The 23,185-nt window shown below is 62.8% G+C and carries 20 protein-coding genes and 1 pseudogene; 10 read left to right on the forward strand and 11 right to left on the reverse strand.

The window, feature by feature from the left end; genetic code table 11:
- A partial coding sequence (locus tag KHP60_RS08615) for an IS630 transposase-related protein (RefSeq protein ID WP_213563494.1) occupies positions 1–199 on the reverse strand: 199 nt, incomplete at its 3' end.
- 171 nt (positions 200–370) lie between these two features.
- Between KHP60_RS08615 and KHP60_RS08620 the strand changes: the two genes are divergently transcribed.
- From KHP60_RS08620 to KHP60_RS08630, 3 genes are all read left to right on the forward strand, one after another.
- Positions 371–1,354, forward strand: coding sequence for a TAXI family TRAP transporter solute-binding subunit (locus KHP60_RS08620; RefSeq protein WP_213563495.1), 984 nt, complete (start codon positions 371–373; stop codon positions 1,352–1,354).
- A gap of 74 nt (positions 1,355–1,428) precedes the next feature.
- Positions 1,429–3,621 (forward strand): TRAP transporter permease, encoded by a 2,193-nt coding sequence (locus KHP60_RS08625; RefSeq protein WP_213563496.1) that lies wholly within the window; start codon positions 1,429–1,431, stop codon positions 3,619–3,621.
- Between the two features lie 57 nt (positions 3,622–3,678).
- Positions 3,679–4,488: a tellurite resistance TerB family protein gene (locus tag KHP60_RS08630; RefSeq protein ID WP_213563497.1), complete on the forward strand. Its 810-nt coding sequence runs from the start codon at positions 3,679–3,681 to the stop codon at positions 4,486–4,488.
- 100 nt (positions 4,489–4,588) lie between these two features.
- Here the strand turns inward: KHP60_RS08630 and KHP60_RS08635 are convergent.
- Positions 4,589–5,330, reverse strand: a pseudogene (locus KHP60_RS08635) (SDR family oxidoreductase).
- 249 nt (positions 5,331–5,579) lie between these two features.
- Positions 5,580–6,179, reverse strand: coding sequence for a hypothetical protein (locus KHP60_RS08640; RefSeq protein ID WP_213563498.1), 600 nt, complete (start codon positions 6,177–6,179; stop codon positions 5,580–5,582).
- Between the two features lie 238 nt (positions 6,180–6,417).
- On the opposite strand from KHP60_RS08640, the gene KHP60_RS08645 reads away from it, so the two are divergent.
- From KHP60_RS08645 to KHP60_RS08670, 6 genes are all read left to right on the forward strand, one after another.
- On the forward strand, positions 6,418–8,226 hold the full coding sequence (locus tag KHP60_RS08645; protein WP_213563499.1) for an IlvD/Edd family dehydratase: 1,809 nt from the start codon (positions 6,418–6,420) through the stop codon (positions 8,224–8,226).
- A 26-nt stretch (positions 8,227–8,252) separates the two neighbouring features.
- Positions 8,253–8,996, forward strand: a complete 744-nt coding sequence (locus KHP60_RS08650) for an SDR family oxidoreductase (RefSeq protein WP_213563500.1) — start codon at positions 8,253–8,255, stop codon at positions 8,994–8,996.
- An 870-nt stretch (positions 8,997–9,866) separates the two neighbouring features.
- Positions 9,867–10,805 carry an AraC family transcriptional regulator gene (locus tag KHP60_RS08655; protein WP_249688642.1) on the forward strand — a complete coding sequence of 313 codons (939 nt, stop codon included), beginning with the start codon at positions 9,867–9,869 and terminating at the stop codon, positions 10,803–10,805.
- Positions 10,806–10,949: 144 nt separating this feature from the next.
- The gene (locus tag KHP60_RS08660) at positions 10,950–12,032 is read left to right on the forward strand and encodes an AraC family transcriptional regulator (RefSeq protein ID WP_213563501.1); all 1,083 of its coding nucleotides are present in this window, start codon (positions 10,950–10,952) and stop codon (positions 12,030–12,032) included.
- Between the two features lie 548 nt (positions 12,033–12,580).
- The gene (locus KHP60_RS08665) at positions 12,581–13,648 is read left to right on the forward strand and encodes an AraC family transcriptional regulator (RefSeq protein WP_213563502.1); all 1,068 of its coding nucleotides are present in this window, start codon (positions 12,581–12,583) and stop codon (positions 13,646–13,648) included.
- A gap of 336 nt (positions 13,649–13,984) precedes the next feature.
- Entirely contained in the window at positions 13,985–15,010 is a 1,026-nt protein-coding gene (locus tag KHP60_RS08670; RefSeq protein WP_213563503.1) for an AraC family transcriptional regulator, read from the forward strand.
- 42 nt (positions 15,011–15,052) lie between these two features.
- Here the strand turns inward: KHP60_RS08670 and KHP60_RS08675 are convergent, their stop codons facing one another.
- The 7 genes from KHP60_RS08675 to KHP60_RS08705 all read right to left on the reverse strand — a co-directional run bounded on the left by KHP60_RS08675 (position 15,053) and on the right by KHP60_RS08705 (position 20,637).
- Positions 15,053–16,018 carry a 2-hydroxyacid dehydrogenase gene (locus tag KHP60_RS08675; protein WP_213563504.1) on the reverse strand — a complete coding sequence of 322 codons (966 nt, stop codon included), beginning with the start codon at positions 16,016–16,018 and terminating at the stop codon, positions 15,053–15,055.
- A 23-nt stretch (positions 16,019–16,041) separates the two neighbouring features.
- Positions 16,042–16,344, reverse strand: a complete 303-nt coding sequence (locus tag KHP60_RS08680; RefSeq protein ID WP_213563505.1) for a TfoX/Sxy family protein — start codon at positions 16,342–16,344, stop codon at positions 16,042–16,044.
- Positions 16,341–17,264: a DMT family transporter gene (locus tag KHP60_RS08685; RefSeq protein WP_213563506.1), complete on the reverse strand. Its 924-nt coding sequence runs from the start codon at positions 17,262–17,264 to the stop codon at positions 16,341–16,343. The genes KHP60_RS08680 and KHP60_RS08685 overlap by 4 nt, the downstream gene beginning before the upstream one ends.
- An 81-nt stretch (positions 17,265–17,345) precedes the next feature.
- The gene (locus tag KHP60_RS08690) at positions 17,346–17,912 is read right to left on the reverse strand and encodes a MarR family winged helix-turn-helix transcriptional regulator (RefSeq protein WP_213563507.1); all 567 of its coding nucleotides are present in this window, start codon (positions 17,910–17,912) and stop codon (positions 17,346–17,348) included.
- A gap of 63 nt (positions 17,913–17,975) precedes the next feature.
- Positions 17,976–18,818 (reverse strand): ABC transporter permease, encoded by an 843-nt coding sequence (locus KHP60_RS08695; protein ID WP_213563508.1) that lies wholly within the window; start codon positions 18,816–18,818, stop codon positions 17,976–17,978.
- Positions 18,818–19,597, reverse strand: a complete 780-nt coding sequence (locus KHP60_RS08700) for an ABC transporter ATP-binding protein (RefSeq protein WP_213563509.1) — start codon at positions 19,595–19,597, stop codon at positions 18,818–18,820. The genes KHP60_RS08695 and KHP60_RS08700 overlap by 1 nt, the downstream gene beginning before the upstream one ends.
- Positions 19,598–19,632: 35 nt before the next feature.
- Positions 19,633–20,637, reverse strand: coding sequence for an ABC transporter substrate-binding protein (locus KHP60_RS08705; RefSeq protein ID WP_213563510.1), 1,005 nt, complete (start codon positions 20,635–20,637; stop codon positions 19,633–19,635).
- A 256-nt stretch (positions 20,638–20,893) separates the two neighbouring features.
- On the opposite strand from KHP60_RS08705, the gene KHP60_RS08710 reads away from it, so the two are divergent.
- A complete protein-coding gene (locus KHP60_RS08710) occupies positions 20,894–21,034 on the forward strand; it encodes a hypothetical protein (RefSeq protein ID WP_213563511.1) in 141 nt (46 codons plus the stop codon).
- A gap of 345 nt (positions 21,035–21,379) precedes the next feature.
- On the opposite strand, the gene KHP60_RS08715 is transcribed toward KHP60_RS08710, so the two are convergent.
- Complete coding sequence (locus KHP60_RS08715) at positions 21,380–22,951, reverse strand: glucan biosynthesis protein (protein WP_213563512.1); 1,572 nt, start codon at positions 22,949–22,951, stop codon at positions 21,380–21,382.
- Positions 22,952–23,185 lie beyond the last annotated feature (234 nt).

A 23,185-nucleotide genomic window follows, 5' to 3' on the forward strand; every position in this document is an offset into this window, starting at 1 on the left:
AGGGCACCAGCTTGCCGCCTCCGGGCGGGCGGCCTTGGCGGGCCGGCGCCGGCGAACCCGTGTCCCGCGTTCGCCGCACCAGCTTGATGGCGAAGCTCTCGCTGACGTCAAAGTGCTGAGCGGCCGCCCGGCAGGAATGGCCCGCCTCGACAAAGTCGGCGACCCGCACCCGAAGATCGAGAGAATAGCAGTGACCCATGATCCACCTCCCGGTCCAGAGAGTGAATCACAGATCGCACCAAGCCAAAACCACGGGATTCGGATTTCCTGTCCGGTGCTCTAGGGAAGGCCCATAGACGGAGCAGGGATTCTCGCTAGAGTGAAGCAGAACCGTATTGCAAACGGTCGTAGCTTTGACCAGGGGAACACAATGTCCGTCAAATTGTCACGTCGCGAGTTGGCCAAGTTCGGCCTTGGACTTGGTGCTGCAGCCGCTTTAAGCCGCAGTGCCTTCGCTCAGGCTCCCGCCTTCTTCAGGATCGGCACCGGGGGCACGGCCGGAACCTATTATCCGGTGGGCGGCCTCATTGCGAATGCAGTCTCGAACCCACCGCAACTGGTTCTGACGGCTCAGGCCTCGAACGGCTCGGTCGCCAACGTCAATTCCATCGTCTCGGGCGCCCTCGAGTCGGGGTTCACCCAGGCCGACGTTGCCTACTGGGCCTATACGGGAACGGGACTCTTCGAGGGAAAAGGCAAGATCGAGGATCTGCGTCTTCTCGCCAACCTCTATCCGGAGAGCATTCATCTGGTGGCCGCGAAGTCCGCCAACATCAAGTCCGTCGCGGACCTCAAGGGCAAGCGCGTGTCCCTCGACGAGCCGGGCTCCGGTACCCTCGTGGATGCGCGGATCATCCTCTCGGGCTGGGGCCTGAAGGAATCGGACGTGAAAGCTGACTTCCTGAAGCCGAACCAGGCGGCCGAGCGCATGCGCGACGGCGGGTTGGACGCCTTCTTCTTCGTCGGCGGCTATCCGACCAGCGCCATCACGGAGCTTGCCGCGACGGGCGGAGGTGTCGATCTCGTGCCGCTCGCGGGCCCCGAGGCGGATGCGATCCGCAAGCAATACAGCTTCTTCTCGGCCGACGAAATCCCGGCCGGCACCTACAAGGATGTGGGCGCTGTGAAGACCCTGGCCGTGGGCGCCCAGTGGGTGACTTCCGCCAAGGTCCCGGAGGCGGTCGTCTATGAGGTCGTCAAAGGCCTGTGGAGCGACAAGACCCGTGCGGCCCTCGACGCCGGCCACGCCAAGGGCAAGCTCATCCGCAAGGAAAGCGCGTTGGCGGGGGCGGGCATTCCTGTGCATCCGGGCGCCGAGCGCTTCTATAAGGAAGCCGGTCTGTCCAAGGGCTGATCCAATCGACCATCCGGTTCGACCTCCCGCGGCAGAAGCCGCGGGAGGTCCTTTGCTTGTAACGAGAGCCCGCCATGTCTTCACCCGATGCCCATGTGATCATCGAGAATCGCAGTCTCGAGGAAAAATTCGATCCCGAGATGCGGTTCCGCCCGCTTCCTCCGACGACCGCCTGGCTCGTCGCGGGCCTGCTGCTGACACTCTCGTTCTTCCACTACTACACGGCCGGCTTCGGATTGCTGCGGGAGGCCACCCATCGCGGCATCCACATGGCCTTTGTGTTGGGCCTCATCTTCCTCGTCTTCTCGGCCTTCAAAAGCGGTCAGGAGCGGATCGCGCCATCGTCCTGGTGGCGGCCGGGCAGCATTTCCCTGATCGACTGGGTCCTGGCCGTCGCGGCCGCGGTCTCCAGCCTCTATGTGCCATGGATCTTCAGCGAGCTCGCCTTCCGGGTCGGCAACCCGTCGTCGACGGACGTGCTCATGGGAACGATCCTGATCGTGGTGCTGCTCGAGGCAACGCGTCGCTCCGTGGGCTGGCCGCTTCCGGTCATCGCCATCGGGGTGATGCTCTATGCCTATTTCGGCCCTTCCATGCCGGGCATTCTCCAGCATCCCGGCGCTTCCTGGTCGAACATCGTCAATCATCTCTATCTCACGAGCCAGGGCATCTATGGCATCGCTCTGGGAGTTGTTGCCACTTACGTCTTCCACTACGTGCTCTTCGGCGTGCTCGCGACCCGGGTCGGTCTCGGCAAGCTGTTCATCGATCTCGCCACCTGCGTGGCGGGTCGCTATGCGGGCGGGCCGGCAAAGGTCTCGATCTTCGGCTCGGCCCTGTTCGGCATGATCTCGGGTTCCTCCATCGCCAACACGGTCACGGTCGGCTCCCTCACGATCCCGGCGATGATCCGCGTCGGCTATCAGCGCCATTTCGCGGCGGCCGTGGAATCGGCCGCGTCGACCGGCGGACAGATCACCCCGCCGATCATGGGCGCTGCCGCCTTCCTCATGGTCGAGTTCCTCAACGTCTCCTATCAGACGGTGATCCTGGCCGCGATCGTGCCGGCGTGCATGCACTTCTTCGGCGTATTCATGCAGGTCCATCTGGAGGCCAAGCGCGCCGGGTTGAAGGGCTTGCCTGCCGAGGAGCTGCCCAACGCCCGCAAGGTCATTCGCGAGGGATGGCAGACGATCATGCCGCTCGCTGTGCTGCTGATCGTGCTGTTCTCCGGCTTCACGCCTTACCTCGCGGCCTTCTGGGGCATCACGGCCTGCTTGGTGGTGGGGGCCTCACGCGCGCCGGCGATCACCCTCGGTTTCCTGGCTGCCGTCGTGGCGGCCGTGGCCACGGGCATGCTCACGCAACTGGTCTTCGTCGCGCCGCTCCTCGGGCTGGTGCTGGCGCTTCTGATCACCACGTTCCTCAGGAGCGACGCGGGCAAGGCGCTCGTGCTCGACCTCGTCGATGCCTTCGTGGTCGGTGCCAAATACGCTATCGGGGTGGGTGCGGCCGCTGCAACGGTCGGCATCATCGTGGGCATCGTCACGCTCACCGGCGTCGGCTTCAAGATCTCCTTCATCGTCACGTCGTTTGCCGCTCAACTGGCGCAAGGGTTCATGGATTTCGTGCCGGCAGGCCTCTCCGACATGAAGGCCATGACGCTGTTCTTCACCCTGCTGATGACGGCCGTCGTCTGCATCCTGCTGGGATGCGGCGTTCCGACGACGGCGAACTACATCATCATGGTGACCGTCGCGGCGCCGGCCTTGGGGCTTCTCGGGGTCCAGCCGCTCGTCGCGCATTTCTTCGTGTTCTATTACGGGGTGCTCGCCGACATCACGCCGCCCGTGGCGTTAGCCGCCTATGCGGGCGCCAGCATGGCGGGGGCCGATCCATTCAGGACCGGAAACACGGCCTTCCGGCTGGGCTTGGGCAAGGCGCTCGTGCCGTTCGTCTTCGTGTACGGCCCGGCCATGCTCATCGTCACGCCGGAATTCACCTTGCCGAGCTTCCTTTTCGTCACGGCGGGAGCCGTGATCGGCATCATGTTCCTGTCGGCGGCCTTTGCCGGGTACGGGCTGACGCCGATGCGGGCCTGGGAGCGCTGGCTCATCGGGCTCGCGTCCCTGCCGATCATCGCGCCCGATGCACAGACCACTCTGATCGGATTGGCGATGGCGAGCCCCGTAGTCGTGTCGCAGCTCTTCAAGGCCCGCACGGCCATGGTGCCGAAGCCCGCCTCGGGTGTCGGCATGACAACCTGAACCATTCTGCTGCCCTCCCGTTGTTCTTTGCTGGATTGACGTCAACGGGAGAGCCTTATGGTCGACTACAGGAAGCTTTTGGATGCATTCGTCGGAGCCATTGGCCGTCCTGATCAGCAGAACCCCGGTCAAGCCAGCCAGGGCGGCGTGAAGCAGCAGGTCGAGAAGAGCGTGACCCAGGTCACGGGCCAGTCTCCCGATCAACTTCTGCAGAAAGCCAAGGAATTTGCCCTTCGCAATCCCGGCCTCACCCAAACAGCTCTGGTCGGCCTGGCAGGCCTTCTGTTCAAGGGGCGCAAGAAGGGCAAGCTGACCGGCAATCTGGTCAAGCTCGGAGGCTTGGCGGTCATCGGCGGGCTGGCCTACAAGGCCTATCAGAACCAGCAGACAGCCAGGGGACCGCAGGCAGGCGGGGCCGATTCGTCCGGGGCTCCGGCCTCCGGTCCCGATGAGGCCGTCGCCCAATCTGCCCTGAGCCTGCCGGAAACGTCGCGCTTCCATCCGGTTTCGCAGACCGAGGACGATGCGCTCCTCTTTCTCCGCACCATGGTGGCGGCTGCTGCAGCCGACGGGCATATCGATGCGGCCGAGCGCTCGCGCATCGTCAACGGGCTGACCGAAGCAGGCATCGATCCTGAAGCGAGCCGCTGGCTGGAAACCGAAATGGCTTCGCCCGCCGATGTGGAGGAGCTGGCCGCCAACGTCAACGATCCGGACAAGGCCGCGCAGGTCTATGCGGCTGCGCGCATCGCCATCGATCCCGACACGATCCAGGAACGCGAGTTCCTGCATCAGCTGGCCGAGGCGCTCGATCTCGATCCGGCGATGCGCGCGCAGATCGACGATACCGCCGGTGGCCTGAGCTGACGGGCTGGCTCACATGACCTCTGGGTCCGCTCCGGACGATGCGCTGCTCAAGGAATCGAGCATCGGATCCAAGAGCCGATTTGCTTCCGGGATCGCCTCTCTAAGACAACGCGGTTGGTCGAAGGACGATCTCGTTCACGTCCACTTCTGCGGGCTGGCTGATCGCGAAGGCTATCGCCTGCGCCACGGACAGAGACGGCATGGCGATCTGATGCTGTTCGCGGACCGCCGCCGCAGCATCCGGATCGGTGACGCTGGCGGGGCAGGTCGGTTTCCGTCGGACCGGGTGAGATGATCGTGCTGCGGATGTTGTAAGCCGTCGCCTCCTGCCGCAGTCCCTCCGAGATGGCTCGCACGGCAAATTTCGTGGCGGAGTAGACGGCCATGGTAGGCCTGACGCGCAAGCCTGCTGTCGAGGCTATGTTGATGATATGTCCTCCATTGTGGCGTCGCATGATCGGAAGAGCCGTGGCAATCCCGTAGAGTACGCCCTTGAGATTGATGTCGATCATCCGCTCCCAATCGTCGACCTTGGTCTGGTCGAGGCGGGACAGGGGCATGAGCCCTGCATTGTTGATCATGACGTCGAGACGCCCGAAGGCGGTCTCGGCTGTTCTTACCAGCGCCTCCACGTCTTGACGCTTCGTCGCATCGACGGCCGCAATTTCAGCCCTGCCTCGCTGGGCCCGGATCTCCGAAGCGATCGCCTCCAGGCGCTCCAAACGCCGTGCTCCCAAGACCACATGGGCTCCGAGGCTCGCCAGATGACGGGCCGTGATTTCGCCGATACCGCTACTGGCGCCCGTGATGACGACCACCTTTTCGGCGACGTTCTGGTTCATCGGCGCAACTCCTCAGAACATGGAAGCAGCCGGGGCCGCGAGAACGGTTCTCAGCGGAGTGGACAGCAACGTGCCGGCACTCTCCTGATGCTCTTCGGGCGCCACCGAGGCAGAATTCAACCGGCCCAAAACGGCGTTTGTTCCAAACCCGATTGCTGCGGCCCGCGCCAGGACTGTCCGGTCAAGGATCGGACCTCGACCGGAGGCTATTCGCTTCGAGGGCCAACCCCGAGGAACCATCTGCCATTATCAAAGAGGCGATAACCGCCCCAGCGGCTTGATGCTCTGGTACTTGATGGTGGTCTGCGTGCCGCCCTTCTCCTCGTAACGCTTCGCCAGAACGAATCCGAGCTCGGTCGAGTAGAGGTCCGTGTGTTCGGATGTGGCCCTGCCGTCCGTGTTGAGGAAGCGGTTGCGCACCACCAGGACGTTGTAGGAGCAGGAGCCGAGCTGGAGCTGCTCCTGGCCGATGACGGTCAGTTCCAGCGAGATCAGAGCTCCTACCTTGCCCGGCTGGGCCGGTGCATAGGTCAGGGCGCGGCGGGCCTTCGGTTCGAGCGGAAAGACGGTTCGCAGATCCGACACGGGAATGTTGATGCTCCGGGCCGTGTCGTCGAAACGGCTGATCGGGAAAAGTCCCCGGTAGTAGATCACATCCTGCCTTTTCCCGCCGGGATACGAGTTCACCACATGGACGAAGTGATCCGAAGCGGGGCGGACCTCCGCGATCGTTCCCTGACGCTCCAGAACGAAGCCTAGCTTCGCCGTCTGCGCTGTCGGGCAATCGTCGCCGATGGCCGGCGATGAAAGGAGAATCATCGCGGCGAAAGGAAGAGCGTATCGAAACATGGCAGGGCCGCCCGGCGTTACCCGATGGAGAAGAGGTGCGTCGCGAGAAATCCCGCTTGTGGAATTGTATAACAATTTATCCGCTGCAGTGGAAAGCGGATCTTCAATCGACGCCGAGTTGTGCCGCCGCCCACGCTTACCAAAAGGCAGCTTCTTTCGTCAGGGGAGGTTGATCTTACCCCCTGTCCTGGATCAAATACCGCCACTGCATTTACGGATGCCCGAAAGGATATGAAGAATGGCTGAGAGGCCTCACCGTCGCACTCCCGATCAGCTTCGCTCACGGCTCTGGTTCGACAATCCCGACAATCCGGGCATGACCGCGCTCTACCTGGAGCGCTACCTGAATTACGGCCTGACGGGCAAGGAACTGCAGGGCAAGAAGCCGATCATCGGCATCGCGCAGACGGGATCCGACCTGTCCCCCTGCAACCGGCATCACCTCGAGCTCGCCAAGCGCGTGCGTGACGGCATCACGGCCGCGGGCGGCGTGCCCTTCGAGTTCCCGTGCCATCCGATCCAGGAGACGGGCAAGCGCCCCACGGCCTGCCTTGACCGCAATCTCGCTTACCTCTCCCTCGTCGAGGTTCTCTACGGCTATCCGCTCGACGGCGTCGTGCTGCTGACCGGCTGCGACAAGACCATGCCGGCCTGCATCATGGCGGCGGCGACCGTGAACATCCCGGCGATCTCGCTCAATGTCGGGCCGATGCTCAACGGCTGGCACCATGGCGAGCGCACCGGCTCGGGCACCATCGTGTGGAAGGCGCGCGAGCGCCACGCGGCGGGCGACATCGATTACCAGCAATTCATCGACATCGTCGGATCGAGCGCGCCGTCCGTCGGCCACTGCAACACCATGGGTACGGCCTCGACGATGAACGCGCTGGCGGAAGCGCTCGGCATGTCCCTGCCGGGGTCCGCAGCAGTGCCCGCGCCTTACCGCGAGCGCGGACAGATGGCCTATGAGACCGGCCTGCGCATCGTCGACATGGTGTGGGAGGATCTGAAGCCCTCCGACATCATGACCCGTGAGGCGTTCGAGAACGTCATCGTGGCCAATGCGGCCATCGGCGGTTCCACCAACGCGCCGATCCACATCAATGCGATCGCCAAGCATATCGGCGTGCCGCTCGATTGCGACGACTGGGAGCGCATCGGCTTCGAGATCCCGCTTCTCGTGAATGTGCAGCCGGCGGGCGAGTATCTCGGCGAGGAGTATTTCCGTGCCGGCGGTCTGCCGGCCGTGCTCGCCGAGTTGATCGGCGCGGGAAAGATCCATGAGAATGCGCTGACCTGCACCGGCACCACCATCGGTGAGAACTGCAAGGGCAAGTTCACCTGGGATCGCGACGTGATCCGCTCCTACGACAATCCGCTGAAGGAGAAGGCCGGCTTCCTCAACCTGAAAGGAACGCTGTTCGATTCCGCGATCATGAAGACCAGCGTGATCAGCCCGGAATTCCAGGAGCGTTACCTCAACAATCCGGAGGACCCGAATGCGTTCGAGGGACCTGTCGTGGTGTTCGACGGACCGGAGGATTATCACCACCGCATCGACGATCCGTCGCTCAACATCGACGAGCACACGATCCTCATCATGCGCGGTGCGGGCCCGATCGGTTATCCCGGTGCCGCCGAGGTGGTGAACATGCAGCCGCCGGGGGCGCTCATCAAGCGCGGCGTTCTCTCGCTGCCGTGCATCGGCGACGGACGCCAGTCCGGCACGTCGGGCACGCCGTCGATCCTCAACGCTTCGCCGGAGGCGGCCGTGGGCGGCGGGCTGGCCCTGCTGCAGACGGGCGATCGCGTCCGCATCGATCTCAACAAGCGCAGCGCCGACATTCTTCTGCCGCCGGACGAACTGGAGAGGCGGCGCGCCGATCTCGAAGCCAAGGGCGGCTATGCCTATCCGGCGAGCCAGACGCCCTGGCAGGAGATCCAGCGCTCCATGGTGGATCAGCTCTCCGAGGGTATGACCCTGAAGCCGGCGGTGAAGTACCAGAAAGTCGCGCAGACTTTCGGCGTGCCGCGCGACAATCACTGATCTGCAGAATCGGAACGGGGGCTGGCATGAACAGACTTCAAGGAAAGACAGCCCTCGTCACGGCGGCAGGGCAGGGGATCGGACGCGCCATCGCGGAGGCTTTCCTTCGCGAAGGCGCGAAGGTCTGGGCGACGGATCTCGACGTTGCGAAGCTGGAGGGCCTCGAGGGCGCCGAGAAGCGCAGACTCGATGTGCTGTCGAGCGCCGACGTCGAGCAACTCGTCGCCGAGGCCGGATCCTTCGACGTTCTCGTCAATGCAGCGGGTTTCGTGCATCACGGCACGATTCTCGAATGCTCCGACAAGGACTGGGATTTCTCGTTCGACCTGAACGTGAGATCCATGCACCGGACGATTCGTGCCGTGCTGCCGGGCATGCTGGAGAAGGGCCGGGGCTCGATCGTTAACATCGCGTCCGGCGCCTCGTCCGTGCGCGGCATCCCGAACCGCTATGTCTACGGGACGACCAAGGCAGCGGTGATCGGCCTCACCAAGGCGGTCGCGGCCGATTTCATCAAGCGCGGCGTCCGCGCCAACGCCATCTGCCCCGGCACGATTCAATCGCCCTCGCTCGACGAGCGGATCGCGGCGCTTGCCGCGAGTTCCGGTCAGAGCCTGGAGACCGTGCGCCAAGCCTTCGTCGACCGCCAGCCGATGGGCCGGCTCGGCACGGCCGAGGAGGTGGCGGCGCTCGCCGTCTATCTCGCCTCCGACGAGTCCAGCTACACGACGGGCCATATCCACCTCGTCGATGGCGGGTTCGCCCTTTGATGGCGCTTTTCATGCGGTGAGGACCCGCAGGTATCATCCCGGCATACCGCGGGCAATCATTTGCGCCTTGGCGGAATGAATGGGCCGGCCTGAGCGTCAATCACCATCCTGGTATCCAGGACACATCGGATAAAGGAAGAAGGCAGGCTGTATAAGCCTGCCTTTTCAGTTTGCCGTGGCTTTTGATAAGCGGTTATTCTCTGTTCTTGATCGGCTCTACCCCCGCGCGGCTCTGTTGTTGGCGCGCTCTGCTTTGGCAATCCATGCCGCCGCCCCACGGTGCCTCCAATCCATCCGCAATACCAAACTGAAGTCCCGGATGGAGCCGTTATACCGGCTGAGGCTATACAATACGATTCCACGAACAAAATAGAAGTTCACCAAAAACGTCGTCAAAGAGGTTGCTCTTGGGTTGTAGCGAGAGACTACGTGGACATTTTCACCGAGCACTAAATCGATAAGACTTAGCATGACTGACTGTCTCATACTTGTGGTTGTAGTAGCCATTTGAAGCCTCAAGTGAAAGTAGCAACGCCGTCTTCAGGTAGAAAGTGTTTTTCTTCTGCTTTGACTTGTTGAAGTCGCCCTCAATTTCCCACAGGTATTCCCTTGCGGAAATCGGAGGAGCGCAAGCCTTGTCGGAAAAACGCAGGCATCGTACTTTTCGCGGGAAAATGGATACTTTGGACGACGCATGGACAGACTCAACCGGCCCTTGGGACGGCCGTCGAGACGGGCAGGATCATGACGCATGCCTATCCAGAGATGGAAAAGACGCCTCCCAAGGAGGGTGATGGACTCGGCGAAAGATCCGTCGCTCAGGCTGGAGCCATCGTCGATCTGGTGATCAGGTCGAGGCAGTTGGACGAGATGGAGGATATTACAAACTCCTTTATCTCATCTCACAGGTTGAAGCCTCTGACGAAGGACGGTGCGTTCGACAGCACTTTGCGTCTCCACGGCGTACCGGACTTTTGCGGCTTCACGATCTCCTACGGACGTTCAGTAGAAGGGCGTCTCGAAGATGTGTTACCCGATGAGCGGATGGCGTTTGTCATGCCGCCCAAGGGAAGAGGCCGGCTCACCTTGAACCGGCAAGAGTTCGATATGTCCGGCGAGCGCGGCGTAGTGTTTCCCACCGGCCCTCTCAAGACTCTGAACCACAGCGACGATTGCGAGATCTCCGTTCTCCTGATGAACCGGCACAAGGCAGCGGATCACTGCGCGAAGCTGCTGGCCTGCGACCTCGACCGGGATCTCCAATTCGACACGGCGTTCGATCTGAACAGCGCCAATGGGCAAAGCTGGATGAGGCTGTTTCAGTACGCCACCGCGGAACTCGCCAACCCGCATTCCCTGTTCAGAACCATGGCCGCCGCCCGCCAGCAGCTCGAGCAGACGGTGCTGACCGGCTTTCTGCTCAGTCAGACTCACACCTATTCGGACGCGTTGCTGCGGCCGCAATCCGCCGCCGTGCCCTTCTATGTCAGGCGGGCCGAGGCATTCATCGAGGCGCATTTTGCCGAGCCCCTGTCCTTGGCCGAGATCGCCGCGCAGGCCGGCGTGAGCGCCCGAAGTCTGCAGAACGGCTTCCAGAACTTCCGCAACACCACGCCCATGGGGTTTCTGCGATCGCTGCGCCTGAAGCGCGCCTATGAGACCCTGCTGCGGGCGGATCCAGCCTACGCAACCGTGACGGAGATAGCACTCAGCTGCGGCTTCGGACATATGGGCGAGTTTGCCAGTCTCTACAGGCGTACCTTCGGCGAGACGCCCAAGCAAACCTTGGCGAAAGCAGTTTATCGTTGAAGCCGCCATGTCCCAATTCGCTGATTCCAGCAGCCTACCGAGATGCCTTTGGAGAAATCGCAAACCATGCCTCTCTGATGAAGGTGAGAGCCTCATGACCCTGTCTGAAACGTCGGACGCATTCTCCTGGATAACGGCGTCTGCATGACGAGCAACATTTCCATCGGGCGCGAAAAAGGCGAAGAGCCCGATGTTGAAGGCCACCCTTCATTTCCAAACAGCGGCTCCGGCGCAAAGCCTGCCGGTCACGCTGGATCCGTGGTCGATCTTGTGATCAGGTCGACCGAGCTCGACGAGATGGAGGATCTCACAAGTTCGCTGATCTCTCCCAACCGACTGAGACCCCTAACGAAAGAGGTTACTTTCGACGGCGCTTTCCAGGTCCACGGCCTACAGGATTTTTTCACCTTCGCAACCGGCTATGGATGCTCGGTCGGGGTCAATATCCAGCACGAACCGAATGATGAGCGGATGGGCTTCGTCTGGGCTCGCAAAGGAAGCGGCCAGTTCATCATGGACGGTCGCAAGCATGAATTTTCCAGCCAGCGTGGCATCGTGATGTCCGCTGGCCCACCTAGAACTCTGAACTATCGTGATGATTGCGCGACCTCCGCTCTCGTGATGAACAAGAGCAAGATGGCAGAGCATTGCGCAAAGCTGCTGGCTCGCGATCTCGACCAAGATCTCCAGTTCAATACCGGCTTCGATCTGAGCAGCGCCAACGGACAAAGCTGGATGAGGCTGTTTCAGTATGCCACCGCAGAGCTCGCCAACCCGCATTCCCTGTTCCGAACCATGGCCGCCGCCCGCCAGCAGCTGGAGCAGACGGTGCTGACCGGCTTTCTGCTCAGTCAGACCCACACTTACTCGGACGCGCTGCTGCGGCCGCAATCCGCCGCCGTGCCCTTCTACGTCAAGCGTGCCGAGGCCTTCATCGAGGCGCATTTTGCCGAGCCCCTGTCCTTGGCCGAGATCGCAGCGCAGGCCGGCGTGAGCGCCCGAAGCCTGCAGAACGGCTTCCAGAACTTCCGCAACACCACGCCCATGGGATTTCTGCGCGCGCTGCGGCTGCAGCGGGTGCATCGCACGCTGCTGGCAGCCGACCCGGGCACCGCGAGAGTGACCGAGATCGCGCTGGTCTGCGGGTTCAACCATATGGGCGAGTTCGCGTCAGCCTACCGGCGCACCTTCGGCGAGACGCCCCGCGCGACTTTGGCGCGGGCATGATCCCGCTAGAACGTCACCGGGATTCCGAGGGGAGCAGGACTCCGGACATCGCGGCGTTCCCTTCCTCCGCGGCGAGGGAGTATCGGACATGGCATTGAGATCGCTGTGCCGTGATATGCAACACACGGTTGTCGAAGGGAATGGCTCCCGATCATCGTGCGTGCATAAGGGATGTCCAGCGGCAGCTTCTGTGCTCCACTTCGATCATGTCCTATCGCAGGAGCCGCCTCTATTCCCTATCGCGGCCTGGAGTTCCTGAGCGTGGTGAATTGCAACGCTCCAATCGGCACCTGCTCGTCCCGAGCATTTCTCCCGTCATATTGATTATAACGTCATTATATTGCATAAACCGGGAGCGTACGGAATGTCGAGATTCCGTGGGAATCGGTTCCAGAGCGTTGAGGTCCAGACGGCTTTTATATGGAGCGAGGCAAAACAGATCTGCGACTTGGAAGAGGAGCTTCAGCTCCGGTCGTCGACGCCTGCTGCACCGTCCGCAGCATCGTCGAACACGTCTCAAGGCCGACCATGGTCAAGGTGGTATAGCCATGGCAGGCGCATCGAAGCTCGATTCACGCGGAGATCTGCCACCCCCCGCGCAGGAACGGCCCCATGACGCGAATGAGCGAAGTGGGCCCGTCATCGAGCAATCCTATCGCTCTTCGAAGATCGATGAGATTGAGCATGTGGTCAGCTCGCAGATCACTCCCCACAAGCTCGTTCCTTTGAGCCGCGACAGATCTGTCGACAGCGCATTCCATTTGCACGGCGCGAAAAACCTCGCGGTCTTCGACATTCGCTATGGCCGTCGGATCGCCGTTGAGTTCGAGCATTACGAAGCCGGTGATCTTCTGGGCTTCGTCATGGCGAATGAAGGCGCAGGCCGAGTGCTGTTGGACCGCGAGGAGTTCGCAGTTTCGCAGAGTGAAGGCGTGATGATCACTTCAGGACCCCGCGAAACCCTCGAATATGCGGAGGACTGCGAAACGCGCGTCCTGCTGATGAACCACGGCAGAATTGCCGAGTATTGTGCGAAGCTGCTCGGACGGGAGATCGTGAAACCAGTCGATTTCCAGACGCATTTTTCCCTCGAGACCGCGTCCGGACAGAGCTGGCTGCGGCTGACGCAATACGTCGCCTCCGAGCTGCAGGAGCCGCATTCGATGCTGAAGCTTCTCCCGGCAGCCCAGCAACAGCTCGAGCAGACCCTGATCACCTCTCTTCTCCTCGCGCATCGGCACACCTATTCCGATGCATTGCTCAAGCCCCAGTCGCCTGCAGCGCCGTTCTACGTCAAGCGGGCGGAAGCCTTCATGGAGGCCCATTTCAGCGAGCCGCTGTCCCTCGCCGACATCGCCGCGCAGGCCGCGGTGAGCGCCAGAAGCCTGCAGAACGGCTTTCAGAGTTTCCGCGGGATGACGCCTATGGCGTTCCTCCGGTTGGTGCGATTGAGGCGGGCGCAAGAGGCTCTCCTCCGGGCGGATCCCGCCTGCACGACTGTGACGGAAATTGCGATCAGCTGCGGCTTCGGCCACATGGGCGAGTTCGCCAGCCTCTACAGACGCACCTTCGGCGAAACGCCCAAGCAGACCTTGGCAAAAACGGGTTACCGCTGAGGCTCTCCGCGATCCGGCTCGCGGAGAGAAAGCCACGGCAGCCAGGACGCGTGAGAATGTTCTGCCAGCGGAAGGCTGTGCGTGTCGACCGATCCCTCAAGCTTCAACAATGCTCCGTTCTCAGTCCCCCCGGCAATGTCGTCAAGGATCTCCGATCCCTAGCATGGCGCGCGGAGGAACGGCTCCAATGCGCAAGCAGCGTGCACGCACATTGCCGAGGACGCCATTCCGTCACGGCAAGAGAAAAAGCCTATGACTTGTCAAGTTTACTTGGAAAATCTACCGTTTTGAAGTTCTTCAGCAAAATGGCAAGAATAGGCAACAGAGTATCTGGGCATGGTCGACGAAAGTTCTGGGTCCAGGCCAGTCGTTCAAAGCAATGGTGCCGTCGGCTTCTCGTTGCAGTCGCCTCGTCTCGATGAGATCGAGGATCTCTGCAACAGATTCGTCACGCCTCACAGGCTGGCCCGTGCATCTCGGATCCAGGAAGCGGACAGTAAGCTCAGCGTTCATGGTATAAATGACCTGGGGGTCTTCACCATTGCCTATGGCGCCGAACTGACGGCGCAGGTTTATCCTACGGATACGGACGACCGATTGGCATTCGTCATCGCGGAGAGTGGCGCCGGGCATGCAAAGATGGAAGGGCGCGAATACGCGTTCACCGCTGAACAAGCGGTCATTCTCCCTTCCGGCCCGGAATTGTTGATGCACTACCAAGACAGTTGCGAAACGCTCTCGATCCTGCTCAGCCATGGCAGGCTCACGGAGCAATGCGCAAAGTTGCTCGGACACGAGATCGAGCGGCCCCTTGAGTTCAACATACAGACCTCCCTGGAAGGCGCCGCCGGGCAAAGCTGGCGACGCCTCGGTAGCTACGTCGCTGGTGAGTTGAGCGATCCCTTCTCCACGACCCGGCAGGTGCCGACTGTCGCACAGCAGCTCGAGCAGATGGTCAGCACAGCTTTCCTGCTCGGACACTCCCACACCTATTCGGACGCTTTGCTGCGGCCGCAATCCGCCGCCGTGCCCTTCTACGTCAAGCGTGCCGAAGCCTTCATCGAGGCGCACTTTTCCGAGCCCCTGTCCCTGGCCGACATCGCGGCTCATGCCGGCGTGAGCGCCCGGAGCCTGCAGAACGGCTTCCAGAACTTCCGCAACACCACGCCCATGGGGTTTCTGCGGTCGCTGCGCCTGAAGCGGGCGTATGAGACCCTGCTGCTGTCCGACCCAGGCACCGTCACGGTCACCGAGATCGCCTTGCGCTGCGGCTTCGGCCACCTGGGCGAGTTCGCCACCGCCTATAGGCATACCTTCGGCGAAGCGCCACGCCAGACCTTGGCACGGGCGCGAGCCGGATGAGGCTCACGCGGCGCATGTCTTCCGATGGGTTTCGAGCTCGGCTTATTTCGGGCGCCAGGGTGTCTCCGCAACCGGCGTCAAAGGACCCTTGCCGTCGAACCATGAGATCAGGTTGTCGGCCACCAGCTTGCCCATGGCGTTGCGGGTGTGAACCGACGCGGAGGCGATGTGGGGGAGGAGCACCACGTGCTCCAGATCGATCAGTTCCTGCGGGACGCGCGGCTCGTCCTCGTAGACGTCGAGGCCAGCGCTCAGGATCGTGCCCGATTTGAGCGCCTGGATGAGCGCCTGCTCGTCGACGACGGTGCCGCGGGCGACGTTGATCAGAACGCCGGTCGGTCCCAGGGCTTTCAGCACATCCGCATCGATGAGGTGTCTGGTCGAGGCGCCGCCGGGCGTGATGACGATCAGCACGTCGCAAGCCTCTGCGAGGCCGGTCACGGTCGGGTAATAGGCATAGGCCACATCGTCCTGCTGCGTACGCCCGTGATAGGCGATGCTCACATCGAAGCCGGAGAGCCGCCTCGCGATAGCCTTGCCGATGCGCCCCAGCCCGACGATGCCGATCTTTCTCTCGCGCAGGGTCGCCGAAAGGGGAAAGGAAGCCCTCAACCATTGTCCCTCACGCAGGTAGCGGTCGGCCTGCGGGATCTTTCTCAGGGTTGCGAGGAGCAGGCCGAGGGTGAGGTCGGCCACCTCGTCGTCGAGGACGCCGGGCGTGTTGGTGACGACGATGTTGCGCCTGGCGGCTTCCGCCGCATCCACATTGTCATAGCCGACACCGAAGCTCGAAACGATCTCCACATTGGGCAGCCGATCGAGGAGGCTGGCGTCCACGCGGCCGAAGAGCGTGCTGGTCGCCACGCCCCGGATCCGGGGACCGAATTCCTTCAGAAAGGTTTCCTTGTCCGTCTGCTCCCACAGGCGGTGGAGCGTGACGGCCTTGTCGAGCGCTTCGATCACGATCGGCATCATCGGCGCTGTCATCAGGATGTCGGTTCGGCTCATGGCGTTTCCTATTGTCGTTTCGGTTAAAGGGCACAGCGTGTGACGCCGCCTCGGCGAAAGGCTTCGTCGATGATCTTGGCCTGCTCCCGGAGCGTGGCCTTCACGTCCTGCGGCAGGTCGAGCCAATGGCACCCGCGCAAGGCGGCTTCCAGGGCATAGAGCGCGTTGAGGCTCACCTGCCGGGGCAGCATGAATTTCAGCCGCCGGTAGGCCTCGACCGATCCCATGGACCTGAGGTCGCCGATTGTGCGGATCCCCGCATCCTCCAGCCTGCTCTGCGTGACGGGGCCGATCCCGGGCAGGGTGTCGATGGCGGCATCACTCACGAGGACGGCTCCGGCTTTCGATGCTTCACACGCTCACGGTAGAGCAAATAGAGCCCCGATGCGATGACGATGCCAGCCCCGACGAAGGTCCAAGAATCCGGCCAGTCGCCGAAGAGAACGTAGCCCAACACCAGCATCCAGACGATCTGGCTGTAGATGAAGGGCGCCAGGATCGCCGCCGGGGCCCGGGCATGGGCGAGAACCAGAAGCCAGTGGCCGAAGGCTCCGTAGAAGCCCGTCGTCGCAAGGAGAAACCAGACGAGCGGCGAGGAGGGTGTGGTCCACACCCAGGGGAGGACGGGGGTGACGAAGACGATGCCGGCGACGCTCGAATAGAGGGTCGTGGTCGCAATGGAATCGCTCGAGGCCAGCATGCGCGTTACGATGTTGTAGAAGGCGTAGGAGACGGAGCCTGCCAGCGACAGCAGGGCGGCGGGATGCATGGTCCCTGAGCCCGGTCGCGTGATGACGAGTATGCCGATGAAGCCGACGGCGATGGCTGTCATGCGCTGCCAGCCGATGCGTTCTCCCAGAAGGGGGCCAGCAAGCAGTGCTACCAGCAGCGGTGTCGCGAAGATGATCGATTGGGTCTCGACCAGCTGCAGGTATTTCAGGGCGAAGAAATTGCACAGGGTCGAGGCGAAGAGCAGGAACGAGCGGAGGAGCTGCAGCGGAAGCCGGCGCGTCCTGAGCGCTCCCGGCTGGGTCCGGGGATTGATGACGAGGAAGGTCAGAAAAGCGGCCGAGATGTAGCGCGCCCAGACCGTGATCATGGGGTCGACGGAGCTGTTCACCCATTTGGCCGTGGCATCGAGGCACGAAAAGCAGAACAGGGCCGCGCACATGAGAGCGATGCCCACCATCCGGTTCTGGCGCTGCGCGGCGGTTTTGGGAGAGGATATGGGGATGGTGTCGGCCATGCGGGAATGCTAGCCGCTCCGCCGTCCCGATGCGAATGTCCGCCACGCACGAGGGTCGTGCGCGGCACACAGGGGTTGCGATCAGGCGATCGCGGCCAACTCCGGCTCGCTGGCGGCTTCCAGCCCGTCCACCTCGTCATCGGTCTCGAAGCCGGTCTGATCGGCTCCGGTAAGGCCGGCGAGGTTCTTGGCGGCTTTGCGCAGGAGCTTGCGCAGCCGCTTGCGGTCCTTGTTGTCGAAGCCCTGGAGTAGCTCGGCCTCGACCTCTTCCCACAGGGCGTCGATGGCGGCGGCCTTGCGCTTGCCCTCCTTGGTGAGCTTCACGCGCACGACCCGGGCATCCCCGGGCTCCGTGTGACGCTCCACCAGTTTGAGGCTGGAGAGACGTGAGACGGTCTTGGATGCGGTCGGCGGGCGCACGCGCAGGATGGCCGCCAACTCGCCCATGGTCATGGGGCCGGAATTGCTCAGGGCCTGGAGAACCTGCTCCTGGCCGGCGAAGAGGCCGAGTTCCGAGAGCTTGTCGCCCGTGCGGCTTCGATGCAGGCGGGAGGTTTGAACCAGAGCCCATCCGACGCTCTTGATGCCCGGATGCTTGTTGTCGGTATCCATGGTCCCTCGCTGTTCGAAGAGTTTCCACCATACCATGGACGGGACTCATGACGGTACGATGACAAGCCGGCACACTATTAACAGGTGAAACGAACGCGCTCAGGTCTCTCGATCGAGGGCGCTCTCGTGCCAGCGGCGAAGAAGGACGTGATTGAGCGCGGCCAGGACGAGAAAGAGGCCGATGCCGGTCAAGGCCAGAAGCACGAGAGCTGCAAAGAGGCGCGGAATGTTGAGCCGGTACTGGCTCTCGATGATGCGGTAGGCCAGCCCCGAGCCTGCGCCGGCGGATCCTGCCGCCATCTCGGCCACCACGGCACCGATGAGGGAGAGCCCGCCTGCAATCCGCAAGCCCGCCAGGAAGGCCGGGAGAGCTGCCGGACGACGCAGATACCAAAGAGCCTTCAGACGTGCCCGGAGACGCGCCAGCGGGCCTTGCGAGGCGGGGGCGCCGTAAAGCCGGAACAGCTCCATGAGATTCCGGTCCACGGATTGCAGGCCGAGCATCGTGTTCGAGAGAACCGGAAAGAAGGCGACGAGCCAGGCGCAGGCCAGAACCGCCACGTCCTGGGGCATGTAGATCAGGAGCAGGGGGGCGACGGCGATGACCGGCGTGACCTGCAGCACGACGGCGAATGGATAGAGCGAGAACTCGACGATCCTCGACAGGCTCAACAGAACCGCCAGCAGCACACCGCCGAAAACGGCAAGGGCGAGGCCGGAGAGCGTGGTCCGGAGCGTCGTCACAAGCGAGGCCGAGAGCAGCGGCCAGTCGGCCACGAGGGTCTGCGCGATCAGGCTCGGCGCGGGCAGGATGTAGGGCGGGACGCCCTCGATGCGCACGATGGCCTCCCATGCGGCGACGGCCGCCGCGAAGACGACAAGCGGCAGAACGATCTTCAAGGGATTGCCTTGCCGGCGTGCGGGCATGGGAGCGAAGGCCATCACAACCGCTCCTCTGCCGTCTGATTCAGCAGAACCTGCGAGATCTGTCCGCACAGCTCGGCATAGCGCGCGCTGGTGCGAAACTCCTTCGAGCGCGGTCCGGGCGCTTCGCCCCTGATGTCCGCGACGATGCGGCCCGGGCGCGACGACATGACCGCGATGCGGCTCGACAGATAGGCGCTCTCGTAGACCGAATGGGTCACGAACACGATCGTGCAGCGCAGGTCGCCCTGCAGGCGCAACAGGTCGTCGTTGAGACGGAAGCGGGCGATCTCGTCGAGGGCGGCGAAGGGCTCGTCCATGAGAAGCAGCCGGGGCTTGAGCGACAATGCCCGTGCAATCGACACGCGCATCCTCATGCCGCCGGAGAGCTCGCGCGGGTAGGCATTGGCGAAATCGCTCAAGCCGACCAGGGCAAGGCTTTCGGCGATGCGATCCCGCGCATCGGGCCTGGACACGCCGCGCAGGCGCAACGGGAGCCACACATTGTCCGCCACATCGGCCCAGGGCATCAATGTCGGATCCTGGAACACGAAGCCGATCTCGCCGCGATGATCGTGGTCGGTGGAGCCCGGCCAAGTGACGCTTCCTCCCGTCGGCTGCGCGAGGTCCGCGATGAGGCGCAGCACCGTCGACTTGCCGCATCCTGAAGGGCCGAGGAGCGACACGAACTCTCCTGCGAACACATCGAGATCGAAGCCGGCAAGCGCCGTTACGCCGTTGGAGAAGATCTTCGTGATCTCTCTCAAGGAAACGAGCGCGGGCGGAAGCTGCGTCATGGGTGCGGCGATACGAAGAACGCTTCGCTCTCCTCTTACTGCTTCAGGCTCAGCCCGACGCCCTTGTTCACGAACTGGAGCGTATAGGCTTTTCTGTAATCGAGATCCGCCTTGAAGAGGCCGGCTTTCACCATCTTGTCGAAGAAGTCCTTCATGCGCTTGTCGGTCATGGCACCGATGCCAAGACCCGAGGTGTCGCCGGAATCGACGATGCCGTATTCCTTCATCTTGGCATGGGAATAGGCGAGCAGTTCATCCGTCATCTCCGGGTTGTCGCGCTTGATCAGGTCCTTGGCTTTCGTGTTGTCGCCGTAAAGGTAATTGTACCAGCCGATGGTCGAGGCATCGACGAAACGCTGCACGAGATCCGGATTTTTCTCCACCATCTCGCGGCGCGTTTCCACGGTGGTGGAATAGGTGCTGAAACCGTGATCGGCGAGCAGGAACACGTTGGGCCTGAACCCTGCGGCTTTCTCGATGGTCAGCGGTTCGGAGGTGACATAGCCCTGCTGCACCGATGCCTTGTTGGCGATGAAGGGCGCCGGATTGAAGCCGAAGGGCTTCACCTGCTCGTCCTTGAAGCCGTACTCGGCCTTCATCCATTGGAAGAAGGTGGCGACGCCGTCCTTGGACAGAAGTATGTCGTTCGACTTCTTCAGGTCGGCGAAGGTGTCCAGCCCCTGTCCGGGATGGCTGAGGAGCACCTGCGGCTCCTTCTGGAAATGAGCCGCGACCACGATGGTGGGAATGTCCTTCTCCACCGCCGAGAACGCCTGGATCATGCTGCCGCCCATGTAGAAATCGAGCTTGCCGACGGTCATGAGCATGCGGTTGCTGGCCCGCGGGCCTCCCGGCACGATCGTCACCTTGAGGCCGTATTTCTCGTAGGTGCCGTCGGCGACGGCTTGGTAATAGCCGCCATGCTCGCCTTGCGCGATCCAGTTGGTGCCGAAGGTCACCTCCGTCAGCGGCTGCTGCGCCAGGGCGCTTCCGCCCAGACAGGCTGCAAACGCTCCCGCGATCCAGGCGTTCAGCTTCATCGGTACTCACCTTCGGCCAGGCAGGACAAACGGCCTGCGATCCGAGGCACAGCTTCTGCGCGGTTCAGTCGCGCTTGGCAAGATCTTCGTGCCATCCTTGTAAGCGAGGAGGGTCCCATGATCTGCCCTCTCCACGTTGTCGCCGACCTTGGACCAGTGATCCCTGGAACCCCCTTCGAGACGCCGCGTGCAGCGGCTCCTCAGGAGGAGAACGGGATCATAGGGCAGCCTCTCGGGAGGAGGGCCATGGGCTGACGTGGATCGCTGGAGCCTGTTCGGCCCTTCCTCCTCCCCCGTCATCACCGGCCTTGTGCCGGTGATCCCGATTGTGTGGAGCGCCGCGCCTCACCGGATCGTCATGGCCGGGTCAAGCCCGGCCATGACGCGGGGGGTGTGACGAAGGCGGGTGCGGAACAGGGTGAGGAGGGGCGCACCGCTTACCGCTTTCGGCATCGTCGGCCGTTATGGGTTTCCCCACGCCTGCGGCGCGGCCCTTCGGCTCGGGCTCCNCCGCTTACCGCTTTCGGCATCGTCGGCCGTTATGGGTTTCCCCACGCCTGCGGCGCGGCCCTTCGGCTCGGGCTCCGCTACGCGGCCCCGGAATGACGGGTGGAGGGTGTCACGCCCGGCCGGAGAAGGAGAAAGCCCGCAGGGGAAGGGAATCCATGGCGCCGGGGCTGCCGGTGGATCCCCATCGCAGCCTGCAGACGACCGCCAGGGATGACAAGACGCCGGCTGCGGATCATTCCACGAACCATGGATAGGTCCAGGTCTCCGTCAGTGCCTTGTTGCCGGCGCGCAGGAAGGCGCGAAGGTCCGTGGATTGGCCCGGCTCCAGCTTGACGTCGATGGCGGCCCGAAAGCCGTTCGTGTGGTTGTTGGGCATGATGAAGGTATTGGTGATCTGCCCGGCGGAGGTGGAGGGGACGAGTTGCACCTGCTCCGGAGCGCCGAGATAGTAAGGCAGGGTGCCGCCCGCGAAGTCGACGATGAAGCGGCGGTGCCGGGGATCGCTCGGCGCGTTCGATCCGCTGGCGCGGGGAGGCGCCTGGAAGGTGTTGATCACTCTGCCGCCCGGATGCATGGCGCCGATCGCCGATGCGGCCCGCAGACGATAGGACAGGACGACCTCCTGCCCAGGCTCGAAGGCGCGGTTCGGCTGCCAATAGGCCACGACATTGTCATGGGTCTCATCCGGCGTCGGAAGCTCGACCAGTTCGACCCAGCCCTCGCCCCATTGCCCGATGGGCTCGACCCAATAGCCGGGCCGCTGATGATAATGGGCTTCGAGATCCTGATAGTTCTCGAACACCCGATCGCGCTGCATCAGGCCGAAGCCGCGCGGGTTGTTGTCGCTGAAGGACGAGATCGTCTTGGCATTCGGATTGCGCAAGGGACGCCAGATCCACTCGCCCGCTCCCGACTGCATGAGAAGTCCGTCGGAATCGTGGATTTCGAGGCGGTAATCGTCCGTCGGCTTGCGGTCGTTCTCGCCCTCGAAGAACATCGAGGTGAGGGGGGCCACGCCCACATTGGTGATGGTCTGGCGCGGGAACAGCGTCGCCGTGACGTCGAGGGTCGTTTCCTTGGCCGGGTAGATCTCGAACCGATAGGCGCCGGCGACGGACGGACTGTCGAGGAGAGCGTAGATGATGGCCCGCTCTTCGTTGGGCTTGGGCATCTCGACCCAGAATTCACGGAAATGCGGAAACTCCTCCGCTTCGCCGCCTTCCACGTTGATCGCGAGGCCCCGTGCCGAGAGGCCGTATTTCTGCTCCGATCCGAGGAAGCGGAAATAGCTCGCGCCGAGGAAGGCGATAACCTCGTCCAGCACCTTCGGATTGTTCAGAGGATAGTGGAGGCGAAAGCCCGCAAAGCCGAGATTGACGGGCAGCGGCCGCTCGATCTTGTTGCGGCCGTAGTCGAACAGCTCCCGCTGATACGGCACAGGCGTGGGCACCCCGTCGCGGATGATGTTCACCGTCACCGGGCGCTGGTAGAGGAAGCCGAGGTGGAAGAGCTGCATCCGGAACTGCCCGTTGCCGGAGCCGAGCAGGGCCTTGTCGGGGCGGAAGCGGATGTCCCGATAATCGTCGAAGCTGAGCCGGTTGAGAGGCTCGGGCAGCTGTCCCGAAGGGGCCTCGTACGGCACGGTCGCGAGTTCCCGGGCCCGGCGCACCACATCCTCGTAACGGAACGGATTGGGCGTCGGAACGCCGGTCTGCTGCTGAGCCCAGCTCTGCTGGTTGAAGGCGGGCAGCACGGTGGCTGCGAGCAGGCTTTGCAGGAGAATACGGCGGGACAGGTTCGTCATGGCTGCGGAGCGTTCTCGTCAGAAGAGGGAAAATGGCCGGAATACAACGATCTGAATATGGGCCTGCATCCTCTTCCGTGTACCGGTCCCGCTTAATGGAAGCTGAATGGTGATGCCGGCAAGACACAGGTCCCGGCAGGGTTAAAAAAATCTCAGGCAGGGGCTGAAAAACTCTTGTGATGGGGAGCGAATGCGCTTATCTCAGCCTTGCCCAATTTCGCACGTGCCTGTGGT

It is taken from the genome of Microvirga sp. 3-52, from assembly GCF_018383585.1.
Classification (GTDB): domain Bacteria; phylum Pseudomonadota; class Alphaproteobacteria; order Rhizobiales; family Beijerinckiaceae; genus Microvirga.

Bases quoted from the DNA above. Each gene is read 5' to 3' on its own strand.
- KHP60_RS08705 (WP_213563510.1), bottom strand. From the start codon at position 20,637: ATGAAGCTGAACGCCTGGATCGCGGGAGCGTTTGCAGCCTGTCTGGGC.
- KHP60_RS08665 (WP_213563502.1), top strand. From the start codon at position 12,581: ATGGCAGGCGCATCGAAGCTCGATTCACGCGGAGATCTGCCACCCCCC.
- KHP60_RS08670 (WP_213563503.1), top strand. From the start codon at position 13,985: ATGGTCGACGAAAGTTCTGGGTCCAGGCCAGTCGTTCAAAGCAATGGT.
- KHP60_RS08700 (WP_213563509.1), bottom strand. From the start codon at position 19,597: ATGACGCAGCTTCCGCCCGCGCTCGTTTCCTTGAGAGAGATCACGAAG.
- KHP60_RS08660 (WP_213563501.1), top strand. From the start codon at position 10,950: ATGACGAGCAACATTTCCATCGGGCGCGAAAAAGGCGAAGAGCCCGAT.
- KHP60_RS08675 (WP_213563504.1), bottom strand. From the start codon at position 16,018: ATGAGCCGAACCGACATCCTGATGACAGCGCCGATGATGCCGATCGTG.
- KHP60_RS08655 (WP_249688642.1), top strand. From the start codon at position 9,867: ATGGAGGATATTACAAACTCCTTTATCTCATCTCACAGGTTGAAGCCT.
- KHP60_RS08640 (WP_213563498.1), bottom strand. From the start codon at position 6,179: ATGTTTCGATACGCTCTTCCTTTCGCCGCGATGATTCTCCTTTCATCG.
- KHP60_RS08715 (WP_213563512.1), bottom strand. From the start codon at position 22,951: ATGACGAACCTGTCCCGCCGTATTCTCCTGCAAAGCCTGCTCGCAGCC.
- KHP60_RS08695 (WP_213563508.1), bottom strand. From the start codon at position 18,818: ATGGCCTTCGCTCCCATGCCCGCACGCCGGCAAGGCAATCCCTTGAAG.
- KHP60_RS08690 (WP_213563507.1), bottom strand. From the start codon at position 17,912: ATGGTATGGTGGAAACTCTTCGAACAGCGAGGGACCATGGATACCGAC.
- KHP60_RS08685 (WP_213563506.1), bottom strand. From the start codon at position 17,264: ATGGCCGACACCATCCCCATATCCTCTCCCAAAACCGCCGCGCAGCGC.
- KHP60_RS08645 (WP_213563499.1), top strand. From the start codon at position 6,418: ATGGCTGAGAGGCCTCACCGTCGCACTCCCGATCAGCTTCGCTCACGG.
- KHP60_RS08650 (WP_213563500.1), top strand. From the start codon at position 8,253: ATGAACAGACTTCAAGGAAAGACAGCCCTCGTCACGGCGGCAGGGCAG.
- KHP60_RS08620 (WP_213563495.1), top strand. From the start codon at position 371: ATGTCCGTCAAATTGTCACGTCGCGAGTTGGCCAAGTTCGGCCTTGGA.
- KHP60_RS08630 (WP_213563497.1), top strand. From the start codon at position 3,679: ATGGTCGACTACAGGAAGCTTTTGGATGCATTCGTCGGAGCCATTGGC.
- KHP60_RS08625 (WP_213563496.1), top strand. From the start codon at position 1,429: ATGTCTTCACCCGATGCCCATGTGATCATCGAGAATCGCAGTCTCGAG.